At 67.0% G+C, this 17,600-nt stretch carries 16 protein-coding genes; all 16 read left to right on the top strand.

The window, feature by feature from the left end; translation table 11 throughout:
* Window positions 1-4 precede the first annotated feature (4 nt).
* The 16 genes from M2343_RS09355 (at window position 5) to M2343_RS09280 (ending at window position 17,599) form a co-directional block, all read left to right on the top strand.
* Entirely contained in the window at window positions 5-1,396 is a 1,392-nt protein-coding gene (locus M2343_RS09355) for a GldG family protein (protein ID WP_264576436.1), read from the top strand.
* Window positions 1,397-1,575: 179 nt separating this feature from the next.
* Entirely contained in the window at window positions 1,576-2,073 is a 498-nt protein-coding gene (locus tag M2343_RS09350) for a division/cell wall cluster transcriptional repressor MraZ (RefSeq protein WP_181558856.1), read from the top strand.
* Complete coding sequence (rsmH, locus tag M2343_RS09345) at window positions 2,073-3,053, top strand: 16S rRNA (cytosine(1402)-N(4))-methyltransferase RsmH (RefSeq protein WP_264576435.1); 981 nt, start codon at window positions 2,073-2,075, stop codon at window positions 3,051-3,053. The genes M2343_RS09350 and rsmH overlap by 1 nt, the downstream gene beginning before the upstream one ends.
* Complete coding sequence (locus M2343_RS09340) at window positions 3,050-3,685, top strand: colicin transporter (protein ID WP_264576434.1); 636 nt, start codon at window positions 3,050-3,052, stop codon at window positions 3,683-3,685. The genes rsmH and M2343_RS09340 overlap by 4 nt, the downstream gene beginning before the upstream one ends.
* Window positions 3,685-5,439, top strand: a complete 1,755-nt coding sequence (locus tag M2343_RS09335) for a peptidoglycan D,D-transpeptidase FtsI family protein (RefSeq protein ID WP_264576433.1) — start codon at window positions 3,685-3,687, stop codon at window positions 5,437-5,439. Before M2343_RS09340 ends, M2343_RS09335 begins: the two co-directional genes overlap by 1 nt.
* Window positions 5,439-6,866: a UDP-N-acetylmuramoyl-L-alanyl-D-glutamate--2,6-diaminopimelate ligase gene (locus M2343_RS09330; RefSeq protein ID WP_413716046.1), complete on the top strand. Its 1,428-nt coding sequence runs from the start codon at window positions 5,439-5,441 to the stop codon at window positions 6,864-6,866. The genes M2343_RS09335 and M2343_RS09330 overlap by 1 nt, the downstream gene beginning before the upstream one ends.
* The gene (locus tag M2343_RS09325) at window positions 6,863-8,242 is read left to right on the top strand and encodes a UDP-N-acetylmuramoyl-tripeptide--D-alanyl-D-alanine ligase (RefSeq protein ID WP_264576431.1); all 1,380 of its coding nucleotides are present in this window, start codon (window positions 6,863-6,865) and stop codon (window positions 8,240-8,242) included. Before M2343_RS09330 ends, M2343_RS09325 begins: the two co-directional genes overlap by 4 nt.
* A complete protein-coding gene (gene mraY / locus M2343_RS09320; RefSeq protein WP_264576430.1) occupies window positions 8,242-9,312 on the top strand; it encodes a phospho-N-acetylmuramoyl-pentapeptide-transferase in 1,071 nt (356 codons plus the stop codon). Before M2343_RS09325 ends, mraY begins: the two co-directional genes overlap by 1 nt.
* Window positions 9,309-10,643 carry a UDP-N-acetylmuramoyl-L-alanine--D-glutamate ligase gene (gene murD / locus M2343_RS09315; protein ID WP_264576429.1) on the top strand — a complete coding sequence of 445 codons (1,335 nt, stop codon included), beginning with the start codon at window positions 9,309-9,311 and terminating at the stop codon, window positions 10,641-10,643. The genes mraY and murD overlap by 4 nt, the downstream gene beginning before the upstream one ends.
* 113 nt (window positions 10,644-10,756) lie before the next feature.
* Window positions 10,757-11,917, top strand: coding sequence for a putative lipid II flippase FtsW (ftsW, locus tag M2343_RS09310; RefSeq protein ID WP_264572369.1), 1,161 nt, complete (start codon window positions 10,757-10,759; stop codon window positions 11,915-11,917).
* The gene (gene murG, locus M2343_RS09305; RefSeq protein ID WP_264576428.1) at window positions 11,914-13,080 is read left to right on the top strand and encodes an undecaprenyldiphospho-muramoylpentapeptide beta-N-acetylglucosaminyltransferase; all 1,167 of its coding nucleotides are present in this window, start codon (window positions 11,914-11,916) and stop codon (window positions 13,078-13,080) included. The genes ftsW and murG overlap by 4 nt, the downstream gene beginning before the upstream one ends.
* A complete protein-coding gene (gene murC, locus M2343_RS09300; RefSeq protein WP_264576427.1) occupies window positions 13,077-14,504 on the top strand; it encodes a UDP-N-acetylmuramate--L-alanine ligase in 1,428 nt (475 codons plus the stop codon). Before murG ends, murC begins: the two co-directional genes overlap by 4 nt.
* Complete coding sequence (locus tag M2343_RS09295; protein ID WP_264576426.1) at window positions 14,504-14,737, top strand: hypothetical protein; 234 nt, start codon at window positions 14,504-14,506, stop codon at window positions 14,735-14,737. Before murC ends, M2343_RS09295 begins: the two co-directional genes overlap by 1 nt.
* Window positions 14,737-15,681 (top strand): UDP-N-acetylmuramate dehydrogenase, encoded by a 945-nt coding sequence (murB, locus tag M2343_RS09290; RefSeq protein ID WP_264576425.1) that lies wholly within the window; start codon window positions 14,737-14,739, stop codon window positions 15,679-15,681. Before M2343_RS09295 ends, murB begins: the two co-directional genes overlap by 1 nt.
* A complete protein-coding gene (locus M2343_RS09285) occupies window positions 15,678-16,640 on the top strand; it encodes a D-alanine--D-alanine ligase (RefSeq protein WP_264576424.1) in 963 nt (320 codons plus the stop codon). Before murB ends, M2343_RS09285 begins: the two co-directional genes overlap by 4 nt.
* Window positions 16,637-17,599 (top strand): cell division protein FtsQ/DivIB, encoded by a 963-nt coding sequence (locus M2343_RS09280; protein ID WP_264574587.1) that lies wholly within the window; start codon window positions 16,637-16,639, stop codon window positions 17,597-17,599. The genes M2343_RS09285 and M2343_RS09280 overlap by 4 nt, the downstream gene beginning before the upstream one ends.
* Window position 17,600 lies beyond the last annotated feature (1 nt).

Below are 17,600 nucleotides of genomic sequence, written 5' to 3'. Positions count from 1 at the left end.
CGCGATGCCCCGCACTGCCTTGCTGCTGGCGGCGACGCTTGCCCCTGCCATCCTGTCGCTTCTGCTCGGGCTGACCGGCACCAGCCTGCGGACCGGACGGCTCGATCCGCTCGATTGGCTGTGGCCGGGAACGGCGGGGATCATTCTGGGCGCAATTCTGCTGACGCGCGCCGCCCGCGCCGGGCAGGGGGACCGCGCCGAGGCTGCTCCTGCGAGGCTGCGCTGGCCGATGGTTGCGGCTCTGTGGGCCGTCGTCTTGCTGTCGCCGCTGTGCCTGATCGGGTTGGCGTCCGTCCGTCTGCCCTGGGCCGGCATGATCGCGCTCGCGGCCGGGCTGGCCATCGTCGGCAGTCTGTGGGCCTTGGTCGCAGGCCGCTCCCGCCGGGTAAGGCTGGGTTGGGGGCTGGCGCTGTGCGTAGGGGCAGTGCTTGTCGCGAATTGGGCCGTGCCGGCCATGCGCAATGCTTCCCAATCGGCCGCCGCCGGGGATCGGCCCAGCGTCGCGTTGTTCTCGGCCTTGCCCTTGCATGATGTCGCCATGGGGGCGGTTCACGGATTGCCGGCTACGCAGTCGATCGGCCTGCGCTCGCCCTTGCTGCGCGCGCTGGACCTCCATGTCGCCCTGCACCCTCTGGACGCGCTCAGTGACCAGAGCCTTGCCGGGCACGAGGCCGTGCTGCTGGCGCAGCCGCGCGCGATGGCGCCGGAAGAACTGGTCGCGTTGGACCGCTGGGTGCGCGCGGGTGGACGCGCGGTGGTGCTGGCCGATCCGCTGTTGCTCTGGCCGGACCCGCGCCCGCTCGTCCATCCCGGGCGGCCGCCGCTCACGAGTCTGCTCGATCCGCTGCTGGCCCATTGGGGCGTGCGGCTCGAGGCTGCGGAGTTCACCGCGCAATCCCATGGCGATGGCCATGGGGGCGAGGCGTCGGATCGGCGCACCTTGGCGTCAGGCGCCTTGCTGCAGGTGGCAGGCGCCTCGCGCTTCGTTGTGCGCGAGCCGACGGCCGGCTGCACGCCCGCCGAGCAGGGGTTCATCGCGACCTGTCGGTTGGGCAGGGGGCAGGCGCTGCTGGTGGCGGATGCGGACTGGATCGATGACCGCCTCTGGACGCTGGCCTCGCAGGATGGGGCCGACCGCGCGCTGCGCACCAGTGACGCGCCGGACGTTCTCGCCGCGTGGCTGCGTGACGAGCCGCTTTCGATCGGCACTTTCACGAGTTGGGTGAAGGACGAGGCCGCTCTGGTGCGGGGTCTCCGCTTCGCGCTGGCCGCTGCGCTGGCCCTTTCCCTCCTGCTGGCGCTGGTGGTGCGCAATCCCCGCTATTCCCAGCCCATGGTTCGGACAAATACGGGTCATAATGAGAACATAAGAAAAACGGAGGGCATTTCTCCCTAATCTGCCCAAGATTTTCCCATCATTTCCCATTTTATCCAAGATTCTCCCTTTTCTCCCCGGGGGCGGACTGCTAATACCGCAGGCCTAGGGGCACTCGTATCTTCGCGAGTCTATCAACCGGTCAGCCTGGTGCTTTCCGGAGCGGGAAGGCCTGTGCCCCGCGCAGGGAGTTCGTTGGGGTGTCATCGGCTTATTTCATGGGGAACGGGGCCAGTGCCCTGGACGGCAAGGGGCGCTTCGCGCTGCCGATGTCGTTCCGCTCCGTCCTGAATGAGCACAGCACCCAGCCCGGCACCATGCTTGTTCGGGCAGACCCTACCCGCAAATATGTGTCGCTTTTCGGCAGCAAACAGCTCGATTTCTTTCAGAACAAGTTCGACGAGGCCGCTCGCATCGCCATGACCCGTGGCGAGGATTTCGACGCGGAAATGGCGGACGCGAACTTCTGGAGCACCATCAAGACCGTTACCATCGACTCCGGCGGCAGGTTCACCCTGCCGCCGGCTTTTCGGCGGTTGTACGGCATCACCGATGCGCTCTTCATTGTCGGGGGCGGTCGCCTCGTCCAGCTTTGGAGCCCCGAGCGCTTCCTCGCCGAGAATTCGGCGAACCTGCTTGCCATCGAGGAATGCGAAACCTTCCTCGATGAGCTCAAGGCCAAACGGGAGGAGCGCTGATGAGCGCGGCTTCCCTTGCGAACCCGCCGGCCGAGCCGCACCGCCCCGTGCTGCTCGACGAGGTGCTGGACGCGCTTGCCATTGCCCCTGGCGAGCGTCATGTCGACGGCACATTCGGTGCCGGCGGGTACAGCCGCGCCATGGCCGCGCGCGGTGCGCAGGTCTTCGCGATCGATCAGGATCCTGACGCCATTGCCGAAGGGCAGGCGGTCGTCGCAGCCAGTGAGGGCGCGATCACGCTGCTCGCCGGCAATTTCGCGCAGATGGAACGGCTGCTGGCTGAGGCCGGTGTCGACAGCGTGGATGGCGTGACGCTGGATATCGGCGTCTCCTCGATGCAGCTCGATCGCGAGCGGCGCGGCTTCTCGTTCCGCTTTCCGGACGCCCCTCTGGATATGCGGATGAGCCAGTCCGGCGAGACGGCGGCCGAGTTCCTCAACCGCGTCGATGAGACCGAGCTGGCGGACATCCTCTATCATTATGGCGAGGAGCGGCAGTCGCGCCGTGTCGCGCGCGCCATCCTGGCAGCGCGCCCGCTGGCGACCATCGGCGATCTCGTCGGCGCAGTCCACAAGGCGCTCGGCAAGCGGCCCGGCGACAAGACCGATCCGGCGACGCGGACTTTCCAGGCGATCCGCATTCACCTCAATGGCGAGCTGGATGCGCTGGAGCGCGGTCTGGATGCCGCCGAGGCCGTGTTGCGCCCGGGCGGTCGGCTGGCGGTGGTGACCTTCCACAGCCTGGAAGACCGCATCGTGAAGAATTTTCTCCGCACGCGCAGCGGGCAGGAGGGTGCCGGCTCGCGTCACCGGCCGGAGGTCAAATCCGCCGTGCGCCCGACCTTCCAGAAGCCCGCCCGCGCTGTTCGCCCCGGCGATGCTGAGCTCAAGTCCAACCCCCGTGCGCGCTCCGCAACGCTGCGTAGCGCCATCCGAACTGAAGCCCCTGCCATGCACCAATCTGTGGGAGCACGATCATGATCGCCATCAAGCGCTTGCAAAGCATCATGTGGATTCTCGTGGTCGCCATGGGGGCGCTCGCCGCCTATCTGATCAGCCTGCAGGTGGCGACGGAGCGGAACGCGGTGCGGCATACGATCGACCAGATCCGCTGGACCCGCGCGGACATCCGCTATCTTGAGGCGGAATTCGGTGCGCGGGCAACCATGCGTCAGCTCCATGCCTGGAACACCAGCGACCTGCGCCTGTATGTGCCGGCGCCTGCGCAATATCTGCCCAATGAGCGCGCGCTGGCCAATCTGGACCGCATGGCACCGGTGACCGGCGGCTACAGCCCGCCGCCCGTCATGACCGCGATGGCCCAGAATACCCCGCCTGCGCCGGTCGCGGCAGCGCCCGAAAAGCCGGCAGCGCGCAGCGGCGCCGATGTGGCCTCCGAGTTCGCCTTCATTCGCACCGCCTCAGCTGCTGAACCCCGGCCGCCCGTGGCGGAAGCTAAGCCGAAGACGGCGCCAGCAACGCGCGCGCCGGCAGAGGCTGGGGCGCGCCGCACTGTCGAGCCCGATCCGGCCTCCCGCAAGGCAGCCCGGCTGGCCCTGCTCGACAAGAAGCTGCTCGGCGGCCCGGCCCTAAGTGAAGCCATGGTGCCCTGATGGCCACCATTTTGGCGCGGCCGGAGCCGCGTTCCGAGACCCGGAAGCCGACAGATCTGGTCACGGTGGCCCACGGCCGGATCATGCTCCTCCTGCTTATTTTCGCCGCGATCACAATGGTGATGGCGGCGAAAATGGTCTGGATGGGCATTGACGCCGGCACCCAGGCCGAGCGCATGGCCAGCCCTATCCCGATTCCGGGGCGCGCCGATATTGTCGATCGCAACGGCGTGCCGTTGGCGCGCGATATCGACGGTTATGCCATTGCCGTGCGCCGCGACCGCCTGCTCGGCGATCCGCGCGATCTGGCCAAAAAGCTCCACGCGATCTTCCCGGACCAGTCCGAAGCGGATTTCTACGCCAAGCTGACCTCGGGCGGGCAGTGGAACTACCTCCGCACCCGTGCCGTGCCGCGCGACGTCGCCGCTGTGAATGCGCTGGGCGAGATCGGCATCGAGTTTCCGCGTGAGGCGGAGCGGCTGTATCCGCAGCGCACGCTGGCCGCGCACCTTATCGGCTTCGTCAATCGGGATGGGTTCGGTGCCATGGGCGTCGAGCGCGCGTTCGATGACCGGCTGACCGATGAAAAGACGCGCGGGCAGCCACTGCAGCTCTCCATCGATAGCCGCGTTCAGGCCGCGCTGGAGGAAGAGCTGTCGCTCGGCATGGCGGAACAGAGCGCCAAGGGCGCCGTCGGCATCGTGCTGGATTCGCGCAATGGCGAAGTGATCGCGATGGCGTCTCTGCCCACATTCAATCCCAACCGCCTGATGCCGGTCGAGGCGCCGATGGTGATGGGCCCGGACGGCCAAATGCGCCGGGGCCAGATCACCTGCGACATGTCGCCGCGCTGCAACCGCGTGGTTCAGGCGCGTTACGAGCTCGGCTCGACGTTCAAGCCGCTGTCTTTTGCCATCGCCATGGATGCGGGCGTCATCGTCAGCATGAGCAAGCGCTATGATGCCACGGCGCCGCTGCCGGTCGGGCGCTTCACCATCAAGGATGACCACCCCCTGGGCCGCTGGCTGACGGTGCCGGAGGCGCTGGTGCACTCCAGCAACATCGTCACGGCCCGCATCGCTGATGAAATGGGGCAAAAGCCGCTTGAGGCTGCCTATCGCTCGCTGGAGTTCGACCGTCCGGCCACGGTGGAGCTGCGCGAACAGGCCGGCACGCTGTTCCCGTCGCGCTGGTATCGCACGACCATCATGACGACGGCCTATGGCCATGGCATCGCCGTGACGCCGATGCATCTGGCGAGCGCATATGCCGCGCTGGTGAATGGTGGCATCTGGCACCCCACCACCGTTCTCAAGCGCAAGCCGAATGAACAAGTGGCCGCCCGCCGGGTGTTCTCCGAGCAGACCAGCGCGAAGATGCGCCAGTTGCTGCGGATGATCGTGCAGACCGGCACCGGGCGCAATGCGGATGCCGAAGGCTATCGCGTCGGCGGCAAGACCGGAACGGCCGAGAAGCCCAAGGATGGCGGCTATGCCCGTCGTTCGCTGGTCTCCACCTTCGCTGCGGCTTTCCCGATGGAAGCGCCGCGCTATGTCGTCATCGTTATGATGGACGAGCCGCAGGGCAGTGCCCGCTACCCGGGCATCCGCACGGCCGCTTATACGGCCGCCCCGGTGGTGAAGTCCTTCGTGTCGCGCGCCGCGCCGCTGCTGGGCGTCTATCCCGAGGCGTTCCGCGACGTCGACATTTCTGAGCTGACCCCGTTGGTCAAAGACGAAGAGGTGGCCGAATGATGCGCCTTTCCACGCTCGTGCCCGATTCGATTGATCCGGCCAAGGATGCCGAGGTGAGCGGCTTCGCGCTGGACCATCGCAAGGTGGCGCCCGGCGCGGTGTTCGGCGCGTTTCGCGGCGCGCGGGTGAACGGCGAGGACTTCATCGACGCCGCCATCGCTGCGGGCGCCGTGGCTGTCGTCGCGGCGCCGGATGCGCGCGTGGCCGGCGTCCCTCACATTGCCGCCGAGGAACCGCGCCGCCTGTTCGCGAGCCTCGCGGCGCGCTATTACGCGCCTTATCCGCAGACGCTGGTCGCGGTCACCGGCACCAACGGCAAGACCTCGACGGTCGAGCTCACCCGGCAGCTTTGGCGCATGATGGGCCATGGCGCCGCGTCCATCGGCACGCTGGGCGTGACGACTGCCGTGGATCAGGTTTCGACCGGCCTCACGACCCCGGACGTGGTGACCTTCCTCTCCAATCTCGCCGGGCTCGCCAAGGAAGGCATCGACCATGTCGCCTATGAGGCGTCGAGCCATGGGCTGGCCCAATATCGTGCCGAGGGGCCGCGCGTTGCGGCGGGCGCCTTCACCAATCTGAGCCGCGATCATCTCGATTATCACGGCACCATGGATATGTATTTCGCCGCCAAGATGCGGCTGTTCGACGAGGTTGTCGCCGACGACGGCGTCGCTGTCATCTGGGCCGATGACGAGCGCTCTGCCGAAGTGATCGAGCATGTTCGTCGCCGGGGCTTGCAGTTGATGACCGTCGGTTCGGCCGGCGAGACGCTGCGGCTGGTGACGCAAACGCCGACCCATCTCGGGCAGACGCTCGTGATTGAGGCCGAGGGCGGCACGCACAAGGTCGATCTGCCGCTCATCGGCGCCTATCAGGCCGCCAATGCGCTGGTTTCCGCTGGACTGGTGCTCGCAACCGGCGGCGCGCTGAAGACGGTGCTGGGATTGCTCTCGCGCGTGCAGCCGGTGCGCGGTCGGCTGGAACGCGCCGTCATCACCACTGCCGGTGCGCCGGTTTATGTCGATTATGCCCATACGCCCGACGGGCTGCGGGCGGCCATCGAGGCGCTGCGCCCGCATGTGCGCGGTCGGCTCATCACCGTGTTCGGCGCCGGCGGGGATCGCGATGCCGGCAAGCGCCCGCTGATGGGTGGCGTTGCCAGCGACCTGAGCGATGTCGTGATCGTCACCGATGACAATCCGCGCGGGGAAGACCCACAGGTGATCCGCGCCGCGATCATGGCCGGCGCGCCGGGCGCGCGGGAGATTGGCGGGCGCCGCGCCGCCATCGCTGCCGCCATTGCCGAGGCAGGGCCGGACGATATTGTGCTGCTGGCCGGCAAGGGGCATGAGCAGGGTCAGATCATCGGTGATCGCGTGCTGCCGTTTGACGATGTCACCGTGGCGCGGGAATGCGCTGCATGAGCTTGTGGACCTCCGACGAGATCGCCGCAGCGACCGGCGGGGCAGCCTCCACGGCCTTCGCGGTGAGCGGCGTCGCGTTCGATAGCCGGGAGGTCGCGGACGGCGATCTCTTCGTCGCGCTGCATGGCGAGAGCGCGGATGGTCACGCCTATATCCCCGGCGCGCTGGCGTCCGGCGCAGCGGGGCTGCTGGTGGATCGGGCGGTCGAAGGCCCCTGCGTCCGCGTCGTCGACACCGCGAAGGGCCTCGATGATCTTGGCCGGGCCTCGCGCGAACGGACGTCGGCAAAGATCATCGGCGTCACCGGCTCCGTTGGCAAGACGGGCGTCAAGGAAGCGCTGTTCGCCGCGTTTGACCGGATGAGCCAGGGCGCCGCCCATCGTTCGCTCAAGAGCTACAATAATCATGTCGGTGTGCCGCTCTCGCTGGCGCGGATGCCGCGTGAGGCGCGTTATGGCGTGTTCGAGATGGGCATGAATCACGAGGGCGAGCTGCGCGCGCTGACCGCGCTCGTCCGCCCGCATGTCGCCATCGTCACGACGATTGCGCCCGCGCACATCGAATATTTCGGCACGGAAGAGAAGATCGCGCTGGCCAAGGCGGAAATCTTTGAAGGCCTGGTCGAGGGCGGCACGGCGGTCATTCCCGCCGACTCGCCCCATGCGCCGCTGCTGACCGACCACGCCCGTCGTCACGCCGGACAAGTCGTCACCTTCGGGCGCGATGCCGGCGCGGATGTCCGACTGATCGACGAAATGTCCGTGGGCGCTGCCGGCACCCGCATCACCGTGCAGACCCGCGCGGCGCGCCTCAGTCTGGTGGTCGGAATGCCGGGCCGTCACTGGGTCAGCAATGCGCTGGGCGTGCTGGCCGTGGTCGAGGCCGCCGGTGGCGATCTGGCGCAGGCTGGGCTTGCGCTGGCGGAAATGACCGGGCTGCCGGGCCGGGGCGCGCGCCGCCCCAGCGCGACCGCGGACGGTGGCGAGGCCTTGATCATCGATGAAGCCTATAATGCCAATCCCGCCTCCATGGCCGCGACCTTGGCGCAGCTTGGCGAGGAGCGCGCGCAGCGGCGGATCGCGATATTGGGCGCGATGAAGGAACTCGGCGACCAGTCCGCGCCGCTTCATGCGGGGCTGGCGCAGGCCATTCGCGATGCGAAGGTGGATGTGGCGCTTCTGGTCGGCGAGGAAATGGCACCGCTCGCCGATGCTCTGGCCGGCGAAATTTCCGTTGAGTACGTCGCAAATGTCGATCAGGCCGTTGAATTCGCACGCTTAATGGTCAAAAGCGGCGATGTGGTGCTGGTCAAGGGGTCCAACAGTGTCGGACTTTCGCGACTTGTCGAACAGCTCGCAGCAAGCGAGGTGGCCTGATGCTTTATTGGCTCGCTGAACAACTGAATTTCCCAGGCATCTTCAACCTGGTCCGCTACCTCACATTCCGGGCCGGCGCCGCGATCATGACGGCGCTGATCATCGGGCTGGTGATCGGCCCCCGCTTCATTGGCTGGCTGCGCGTCCGCCAGGGCAAGGGGCAGCCGATCCGTGAGGATGGGCCGCAGACGCACTTCGTCAAGCGCGGCACGCCGACCATGGGCGGGTTGATGATCCTCACCGCCATGGCGAGCGCGGTGCTGCTGTGGATGAACGTCACCTCGGTCTATATCTGGGCCTGCCTCATCGTGACGCTGGGCTTTGGCGCCATCGGGTTCATGGACGATTATGACAAGGTGACCAAGGCGAGCCACAAGGGCCTCTCCGCCCGGGCGCGCCTGCTGGCGGAATTCGGCATCGCCGGTTTCGCCACCTGGCTGATCGTCAGCCAGAACGGCACCTTGCTGTATCTGCCCTTCTGGAGCGGCGGGGCGCTGGACCTCGGGCCGCTTTATTATCTGTTCGGCGCCTTCGTCATCGTCGCCTTCGGCAATGCCGTGAACCTCACCGACGGGCTGGACGGGCTGGCCTCCATGCCCGTGATCGTGGCCTCGATGGCCTTCATGCTCATCGTCTATCTGGTCGGCCGCGCCGATTATGCGGCCTATCTCGGCATTCCCCATGTGCCGGGCGCGGGCGATCTGGTGATCCTGTGCGGCGCGATTGTCGGGGCATGCCTCGCCTTCCTGTGGTTCAACGCGCCGCCGGCGGCGGTGTTCATGGGTGATACCGGCAGCCTCGCGCTGGGCGGCACCATCGGCGTGATCGCCGTGGCGGCCCATCACGAGATCGTGCTGGCGGTCATCGGCGGCATCTTCGTGGTGGAGGCGATGTCGGTCGTCATCCAGGTGTTCTTCTACAAGCGCACCGGCAAAAGGGTGTTCCGCATGGCGCCCATCCATCATCATTTCGAGCAGCTTGGCTGGCCTGAATCGACGGTGGTGATCCGCTTCTGGATCGTCTCCTTCGTTCTCGCGCTCGCGGGCCTTGCGACGTTGAAGCTGCGATGATCCTCTCCCCCGCCTTTGCCGACAAGCGCTATGCCGTTCTGGGGCTGGCCCGCTCCGGCCTCGCCACGGTCGATGCCCTGGCCGCCAGCGGTGCCCATGTCATCGCCTGGGACCAGCGCGAGGATGCGCGGGCACTGGTGGCCGACAAGGCCGAGCTGGGCGATCCGATGGAGATGGATCTGGCCGGGCTGGACGCGCTGGTCGTCTCGCCGGGCGTGCCGCTCAACCGTCACCCGGTGACATGCCGCGCGCGCGCCGCCGGCGTGCCGATCATCGGCGACATCGAGCTGTTCGCGCTGGCACGGTCGAGCCTGCCGGCGCATCGCGTGGTCGGCATCACCGGCACCAACGGCAAATCGACCACGACGGCGCTGATCGATCACATCGTGCGCACGGCGGGGCTGCCCTCGCGCATGGGCGGGAATATCGGCCTGCCCATTCTCGCGCAGGCACCGCTGCCCGAGGGCGGCGTCTATGTACTGGAGCTTTCCAGCTATCAGATCGACCTGACCTTCAGTCTCGATTGCGACGTGGCGGTGCTGCTCAACATCACGCCCGATCATCTCGACCGCTATGATGGCTTTGAGGGCTATGTCGCGTCCAAGCAGCGCCTCTTTGCCATGCAGTCGCCCGATCATCCGGCGATCATCGCGATGGACGACGCGGTGACGCGGCGCATCGCCGATGCTCTGCCGCAGACCGTCCCCGTGACGGCCCAGTCGATTGCGGCCGAGGATCAATCCCGCTGGCCCGCCTTGCAGGGGCCGCACAATGCGCAGAATGTCGCGGTCGCCAAGGCCGTGGCAGAGGCGCTGGGCATTGCGCCCGAGACGACGGCGCAGGCGCTGGCCAGCTATGTCAGCCTGCCGCACCGCATGCAGCGCGTGGCCGAGATCGACGGCGTGCTGTTCGTCAACGACAGCAAGGCGACCAATGCCGCCTCGACCGCGCCGGCGCTCGCCGCCTGGCCGCCGGTCGACGGACGGCCGCGCATTCACTGGATATTGGGCGGTCTCGCCAAGTCGGATTCGCTCGATGAGTGCGCGGCGGGCTTCCCCAACATCGCGCGCGGCTACACCATCGGCGAGGCCGGGCCGCTGTTCGCCCGTCTGCTGGGCGAGGCTTCCGTGCCCGTCAGCGAATGCGAGCTGATGGTGACGGCCGTGGCCGAGGCTGCCGCGCAGGCGCAGCCGGGCGATATCGTCCTGCTTTCGCCGGCCTGCGCGTCGTTCGATCAGTTCCGGGATTTCGAGGCACGGGGCGATGCGTTTGCGGCCGCCGTGGCCGCGCTTCGCGATAAAGCAGGGGCAGAAACGGGGGCAGGGGCATGAGCGAGCGCGGAGACGAAGGCGTAGTCATGGTCGAAGGCGAAGCGGCGAAGCCGGTTACCGCGCCGCCGCTCGATGTCGCTTTGTCTCCTTTGCGCGCCCGCCCCGGCAAGCCCATGCCGCGCGAGCGGACCGCGCTGGCGATCTGGTTCTGGGAAATCGACCGGGTGCTGCTCGGCCTCATCGTGGTGCTGATCGCGATCGGGCTGGTGGCGGTCGCGGCGGCCTCGCCCGTGGCGGCGGCCAAGCTGTCGACCCATTCGGCCTCGCTCTCGCCCCTCTATTTCTTCTATCGCCAGCTCATGTGGATCGGCCTTGGTCTGCCGCTGATGATCGTGATTTCCATGCTCCCGCGCACCCAGGCGCGCCGCTTGGCGGTCGGTCTGGCGGCGCTGTTCGCGGTGATGCTGGTGCTGGTGCCGATCATCGGGACGAGCGTGAACGGTGCCTCGCGTTGGCTGGGCAGCGGCGCCTTCCGCTTCCAGCCCTCCGAGTTTCTCAAGCCCTTCTTCGTCGTCGCCATTGCCTGGCTGCTGTCGCTGCGTGCGCGTGATCCCTCGCTGCCGGTGATCCCGCTGACGGGCATGTTGACCGGCATCGTCGCGCTCCTGCTCATGCGGCAGCCGGACTTCGGCCAGACGGTCATTTTCGTGGCCTGCTGGGGCGCGCTGCTGCTGGTGGGCGGCGCCTCGATCAAGCTCCTCTCGGGCTTTGCGTGCGGCGGCCTCGGCCTGTTCGTGCTGACTTATCTCTTCTACGACAATGGTCGCGAGCGCATCGATTCCTTCCTCAACCCGGTCGTCGATCCGGCGGCGGGGCCGGATCAGGTGCAGCTGGCTTATGCGACCATCACGCGCGGCGGACTGACCGGCGTTGGCCCTGGCGGCGGCACCGCCAAGTTCAATCTGCCCGAGGCGCATACCGACTATATCTTCTCGGTGATCGGCGAGGAGTTCGGCCTGATCGCCTGCATCGCCATTGCGCTCGTCTATCTCGCCATCATCGTGCGGGTGCTGCTGCGGCTGCTGGATGAGGAAGATCCGTTCATCGTCATGGCAACCTCCGGCCTTGTCTTCGTGATGGGCGTGCAGGCGGTCATCAACATGGGCGTGAACATTCATATCTTCCCCTCCAAGGGCATGACGCTGCCGTTCATCAGCTATGGCGGCTCCTCGATGATCGCCTTGTGCTCGGGCATCGGCCTGCTGCTGGCCTTCACCCGGCGGAACCCGTATATGTCGCGCTCTCCCTACGTCGTCACATGGAGCGGGCGATGAGCCTTTTTCGGCATTATGTTCTGGCCGCCGGCGGCACGGGCGGGCACATGGTCCCCGCCCACGCCATCGCGCAGGAGCTTATGGCGCGGGGCCACCGCGTCGCCCTGATTACCGACGAGCGCGGCGCCAAGATTCCGGGCCTGTTCGAGGATGTGCAAACGCATGTGCTGCCGGCGGGCCGCATGTCCGGCGGCATTTCTGGCTGGATCAGGGGCTTCAAGGCCATTCTCGAAGGGCGCGCCATGGCGCGGCAGCTTTATTCGACCTTCGAGCCGGCCGCCGTGGTGGGCTTCGGCGGCTATCCGGCGCTGCCGGCGATGCTTGGCGCCTTTGCGGAAGGCATACCGGCGATCGTGCATGAGCAGAACGCGGTGCTCGGCCGCGTCAACCGGCTGGTGGCCCGCAAGGTGGCTGCCATCGCGACCGCTTATCCCGATGTGAAGCGCCTCGCCAAACGCCACGCGGACAAGACCTATCTGGTCGGCAATCCGGTGCGGGAGTCTGTCCTGGCCCTGCGCGACGAGCCGTTCCCGGTCTTCTCCGATGAGAGCGTGCTGCGCCTGCTGGTCACCGGCGGCAGTCAGGGCGCGTCGATCCTCTCGCAAGTCGTGCCGGCCGGGCTGGGCATGTTGCCGATCAGCCTGCGGCGCCGGCTGCAGGTCACCCAGCAATGCCGGCCTGAGGACATCGAGCAGGTCCGCGCGCTCTATGCCGAGATGGAAATTCCCGCTGATCTGGCGACCTATATCGAGGACATGCCGACCAAGCTCGCTTGGTCGCACCTCGTGATCGGGCGCGCCGGCGCCTCGACCATTGCCGAACTTACCGCCGCGGGGCGCCCCGCCATCCTCATACCTTTGCCGAGTGCCATGGATAATCACCAAGCCTATAATGTCCTCGAGATGGTGAAGGCGGGCGGCGCCCGCGCGATCGATCAAAGCAAGTTCACCCCCGCCGAGCTGGCACGCCAGATGCAGAAGCTGGCGATGGAGCCGGGTGCGCTCCAGAACGCCGCCAAGCGCGCGCATCGTTGCGGCCGCCCGGATGCGGTGAAGGACATGTGCGATCTCATCGAAAGCTTCGGCCCCGCGCCGCAGACCATCGACACCGTGCGGGCCGCAGAAGCGCCGCGCATGGCCGGCCTCGCGGGAGCGGGCGCATGAAGGGCGTCGGCACGGACATCGGCACGATCCACTTCATCGGCATTGGCGGCATCGGCATGTCCGGCATCGCCGAGGTGATGCACAATATGGGTTACAGCGTGCAGGGCAGCGACATGTCGGAAGGCTATGTCATCCAGCATCTGCGCGATCTCGGCATCAATGTGATGATCGGCCACAAGGCCGAGAATCTGGGTGATGCCGCCGTGGTGGTGACCTCCACCGCGATCAAGCGCGGCAACCCGGAAGTGGAACTGGCGCTGGAGAACCGCGTGCCGGTCATCCGCCGCGCCGAGATGCTGGCCGAACTGATGCGGCTCAAATCCACCGTCGCGGTGGCCGGCACGCACGGCAAGACGACGACGACCTCGATGATCGCGGCGCTGCTCGATGCCGGCGGAATCGACCCCACCGTCATCAACGGCGGCATCATCAACAGCTATGGCTCCAACGCGCGCCTCGGCAACAGCGACTGGATGGTGGTCGAGGCCGATGAGAGCGATGGCAGCTTCCTGCGGCTGGACGGTACCTATGCCGTCGTCACCAACATCGATCCCGAGCATCTCGATCATTATGGCTCGTTCGATGCGGTGAAGGACGCGTTCGTCGAGTTTGTCGAGAATGTGCCCTTCTATGGCGCGGCCATGCTCTGCCTGGATCACCCGGAGGTGCAGGCGATCCTGCCGCGCGTGCAGGACCGGCGCATCGTGACCTATGGCTTTTCCGCCCAGGCCGACCTGCGCGGCGAAAATGTCCGGCCCGTTCCCGGTGGCAATATGTTCGACGTGCAGATTCGCGAGCGTGATGGCTCGACGCGACGCATTGCGGACATCACCATGCCGATGCCGGGCCGGCACAATGTGCTGAATGCCATGGCGGCCATCGGCGTCGCCCTGCAGATGGGCATTGACGATGCAACGATCCAGACTGGCTTCGCCAGCTTCGGCGGCGTCAAGCGGCGTTTCACCAAGGTGGGCGAGATCGAGACGGGCGCCGGCAAGGCGATCGTCATCGATGATTATGGCCATCACCCGGTGGAAATCCGCGCGGTTCTCGCGGCGGCCCGCGAGGGGGCGCAGGGCCGGGTGATCGCCGTTGTGCAGCCGCACCGCTTCACGCGGCTGCGCGATCTGATGGACGAGTTCCAGCAATCCTTCAACGATGCCGACATGGTCTATGTCTCGCCCGTCTATCCGGCCGGCGAGCAACCGATCGAGGGCGTGGATGCCGATGCGCTGGTCGCCGGCCTCAAGCGTCGCGGCCATCGCGCGGCGCAGACCATCGGCGATGCCGATGCGCTCGCCGCGGCCCTCGCCGCGGATCTGAAGGCCGATGACATGATCGTCTGCCTCGGCGCGGGCGACATCACCAAATGGGCGGCTGGTCTGGCGCCGGCCATCGCGGCATCGGGCGAGGGGCGCGGCTGATGTGGGAGCTGATGCGCATTGGCCTGGAGATGCAGGAGCGCATGATCGAGGTGCATGGCAAGAGCCTCGACATGGCGCGCGAGATGATCGACGCCGTCGAGAGCCATGCCGCCATGGGGCCGAAGGGCATGGGGCAGGCCGCGCTCGACATGGGTGAAGCCATGAACCGTGCCGGCAAGGTCCAGGCCGATCTGATCGGGCGTTGGTCCAGCTGGTGGAGCGGTCGCGCCTGATGCATCCCGCCGCTTCCGTGAACGTCGATCGACAGATGAGTCCCGACGGCATTGCCGTGCGGGGCAAGCTGACGCGGGGTGCGCCGCTCGCGCCGTTGGTGTGGTTCAAGGCAGGCGGTGCGGCGGACTGGCTGTTCGAGCCGGCGGATGCGGATGACCTCGCGCAGTTTCTCTCGGCGCTGGATCTCTCGGTGCCGGTGATGGCGCTGGGCCTTGGGTCCAACATGATCGTTCGCGATGGCGGCGTGCCCGGCGTGGTGGTTCGGCTCGGCAAAGCCTTCGCGCGCGTAGACCAGAGCGCGCCGCAGACGCTGCGGTGCGGCGGGGGCGCCTCCGGCATTCTGGTCTCCTCCACGGCACGCGATGCGGGTATTGGCGGACTTGAGTTCCTGCGTTCCATTCCGGGGACGGTCGGCGGCTTCGTGCGCATGAATGGCGGCGCTTATGGACGCGAGGTGAAGGACATTCTGGTCGAGGCCGAGGTCATCCTGCGATCCGGCGAGCAGATTGTTCTGCCGCTGGATGCGCTCGGCTTCACCTATCGGCATTCGACGCTGCCCGAGGGTGCAGTGGTGATCGCGGCGACATTCCGCGGCGTTCCGGCTGAGCCGGCCGCCATTCAGGCGGAAATGGACCGGATCGCGACCGCGCGGGAAGAATCGCAGCCGCTGCGCAGCAAGACGGGCGGATCGACCTTCAAGAATCCGCCGGGCGAAAAGGCCTGGGCGCTGGTCGACCGGGCCGGCTGCCGGGGCCTCAGCCTCGGTGGCGCGCAAGTGAGCGAGAAGCACACCAATTTCCTCATCAACACCGGCGGCGCGACCAGCGCGGACATCGAGTCCCTTGGCGAAGAGGTACGCCGGCGCGTGCAGGCAGAGAGTGGCATAACCCTGGAATGGGAGATTCAGCGCGTGGGCCGTTCGGCGCAGGAGCAGGGACAATGAGTATGAAGCGTCTCAAGGTCGCCGTGCTCATGGGTGGCTGGGCCGCAGAGCGGCATGTCTCGCTGTCGAGCGCGAAAGGCATCATCCAGGCGCTGGAAGAGCGCGGCCATGAGGTCGTGCCTATCGATCTGGGCGCGACCCGGGCGGAGGGCCGCGATTTTCCGGCCAAGCTCATCGCGGCCAATCCCGACATCGTGTTCAATGCCCTGCATGGCGTGCCGGGCGAGGATGGCACCGTGCAGGGGCTAATGGACATCATGGGGTTCGCCTACACGCATAGCGGTCTGGCAACCTCGGTCATCGCCATCGACAAGCAGCTCACCAAGCAGCATCTCGTGCCCCATGGCATCCCGATGCCCGGCGGCCATATCGTCGAATGCGAGAGCCTGTTCGCAGGCGATCCCCTCCCGCGCCCCTATGTGCTCAAGCCGGTCAATGAAGGCTCGTCGGTCGGCGTCGCCATCGTCACGGAAGAGGGCAATTACGGCAACCCGATCGCGCGCGATGCGGTGGGGCCGTGGCAGGATTTCGACCAACTGCTGGCCGAGCCGTTCATTCGCGGCCGTGAACTGACCGTCGCGGTGCTGGGTGACCGGGCGCTGGCGGTGACGGAGCTGCGTCCCAAGAGCGGCTTCTACGATTATGACGCGAAATATACCGACGGCCTGACCGACCATATCTGCCCGGCGCCCGTGCCGCCCGAGATGGCCGCCGCGATGATGGACATCGCGCTGCGGGCGCATCGTCTGCTGGGCTGCAAGGGCACGTCGCGCTCGGACTTCCGCTGGGATGACGAGCGCGGGCTCGATGGCCTGTATCTGCTGGAAGTGAATACGCAGCCCGGCATGACGGCGTTGAGCCTGGTGCCCGAGCAGGCGAAATATTTGGGCATGAGCTATGGCGAGCTGGTAGAGGGCATCATCGCCGAGGCTCTGGCGGACCGTGGGGGGAAGCAATGAACAGCGCGACGATCAAGCGCGGCTCGGCGAGCGGCGCGCGCGGCGGCCGGGCCGGCCGCAAGCCGCGGCGGGCCCGGAGCAATCTGGACAAGCTGCTCGACTATGTTCCGCTCAGTCCGGCGCAGATCAATCGGTTGATGACCTGGGGGATCGGCCTGGTCCTCTTCATCCTCCTGTGGGTCACCGCCAGCTTCATGGGTCTGCCGGCGATGCTGCGCGCCGAGGTGAACGATCTCGCCGGGCGCGCCGGCTTTGCCGTTGCCAAGATCGAGGTGCGCGGGCTCGAGCGCATGGACGAGATGCAGGTCTCCGACATCGCCGTGAAATATGTCGAGCGCTCGATGCTGGCGGTCGATCTCGACAATCTGCGCAACGAGGTCATGCGGCTGGGCTGGGTGAAGGAGGCGCGGATTTCACGTCGGCTGCCTGATGCGCTGATCGTCGATGTGGTCGAGCGGCAACCGGCTGCGGTCTGGCAGAATGGCGGGCAATTGATGCTGGTGGACGCCGCAGGCGTCGCGCTCGGCCCGGTCGAGGCCAATGCCTTGCCCGATCTGCCGCTGGTGGTGGGGCCGGATGCCAACAAGCGGACCAAGGCGCTGGCCGAACTGATGAACGCCGCGCCGGCCCTCAAGCCGATGCTCGCCGGCGCGACCTGGGTTGGCGGCCGCCGCTGGGATCTGCGCTTTCAGTCCGGCGAGCAGCTCATGCTTCCGGAAGGCGATGCCGACGCGGCTGCTGCGCTGGTTAACTTCGCGCGCATGGATGGCGTGGACCGGCTGCTCGGGCGCGGCGTGCTGCGGTTCGACATGCGCGATCCCGCACGCTTCGTGCTGCGCCTGCCGCCGGGCAAGAAAGAGGATGAAGCGCCGGCGGTGACGTCGGCGAAGGATTCGGCGGTCGTGACGTCCGGCGAGAAGGATCGATCGACGACCTCTGCATCGGGTGGGGAGGGCTAAG

The sequence above is a fragment of the Sphingobium sp. B8D3B genome, from assembly GCF_025961875.1.
Classification (GTDB): domain Bacteria; phylum Pseudomonadota; class Alphaproteobacteria; order Sphingomonadales; family Sphingomonadaceae; genus Sphingobium.
This window is presented reverse-complemented; position numbering and strand designations above follow the sequence as displayed.

Bases quoted from the DNA above. Each gene is read 5' to 3' on its own strand.
- murD (WP_264576429.1), top strand. From the start codon at position 9,309: ATGATCCTCTCCCCCGCCTTTGCCGACAAGCGCTATGCCGTTCTGGGG.
- M2343_RS09335 (WP_264576433.1), top strand. From the start codon at position 3,685: ATGGCCACCATTTTGGCGCGGCCGGAGCCGCGTTCCGAGACCCGGAAG.
- M2343_RS09295 (WP_264576426.1), top strand. From the start codon at position 14,504: ATGTGGGAGCTGATGCGCATTGGCCTGGAGATGCAGGAGCGCATGATC.
- mraY (WP_264576430.1), top strand. From the start codon at position 8,242: ATGCTTTATTGGCTCGCTGAACAACTGAATTTCCCAGGCATCTTCAAC.
- M2343_RS09340 (WP_264576434.1), top strand. From the start codon at position 3,050: ATGATCGCCATCAAGCGCTTGCAAAGCATCATGTGGATTCTCGTGGTC.
- M2343_RS09330 (WP_413716046.1), top strand. From the start codon at position 5,439: ATGCGCCTTTCCACGCTCGTGCCCGATTCGATTGATCCGGCCAAGGAT.
- M2343_RS09355 (WP_264576436.1), top strand. From the start codon at position 5: ATGCCCCGCACTGCCTTGCTGCTGGCGGCGACGCTTGCCCCTGCCATC.
- murG (WP_264576428.1), top strand. From the start codon at position 11,914: ATGAGCCTTTTTCGGCATTATGTTCTGGCCGCCGGCGGCACGGGCGGG.
- M2343_RS09285 (WP_264576424.1), top strand. From the start codon at position 15,678: ATGAGTATGAAGCGTCTCAAGGTCGCCGTGCTCATGGGTGGCTGGGCC.
- ftsW (WP_264572369.1), top strand. From the start codon at position 10,757: ATGCCGCGCGAGCGGACCGCGCTGGCGATCTGGTTCTGGGAAATCGAC.
- M2343_RS09280 (WP_264574587.1), top strand. From the start codon at position 16,637: ATGAACAGCGCGACGATCAAGCGCGGCTCGGCGAGCGGCGCGCGCGGC.
- murC (WP_264576427.1), top strand. From the start codon at position 13,077: ATGAAGGGCGTCGGCACGGACATCGGCACGATCCACTTCATCGGCATT.
- M2343_RS09325 (WP_264576431.1), top strand. From the start codon at position 6,863: ATGAGCTTGTGGACCTCCGACGAGATCGCCGCAGCGACCGGCGGGGCA.
- rsmH (WP_264576435.1), top strand. From the start codon at position 2,073: ATGAGCGCGGCTTCCCTTGCGAACCCGCCGGCCGAGCCGCACCGCCCC.
- murB (WP_264576425.1), top strand. From the start codon at position 14,737: ATGCATCCCGCCGCTTCCGTGAACGTCGATCGACAGATGAGTCCCGAC.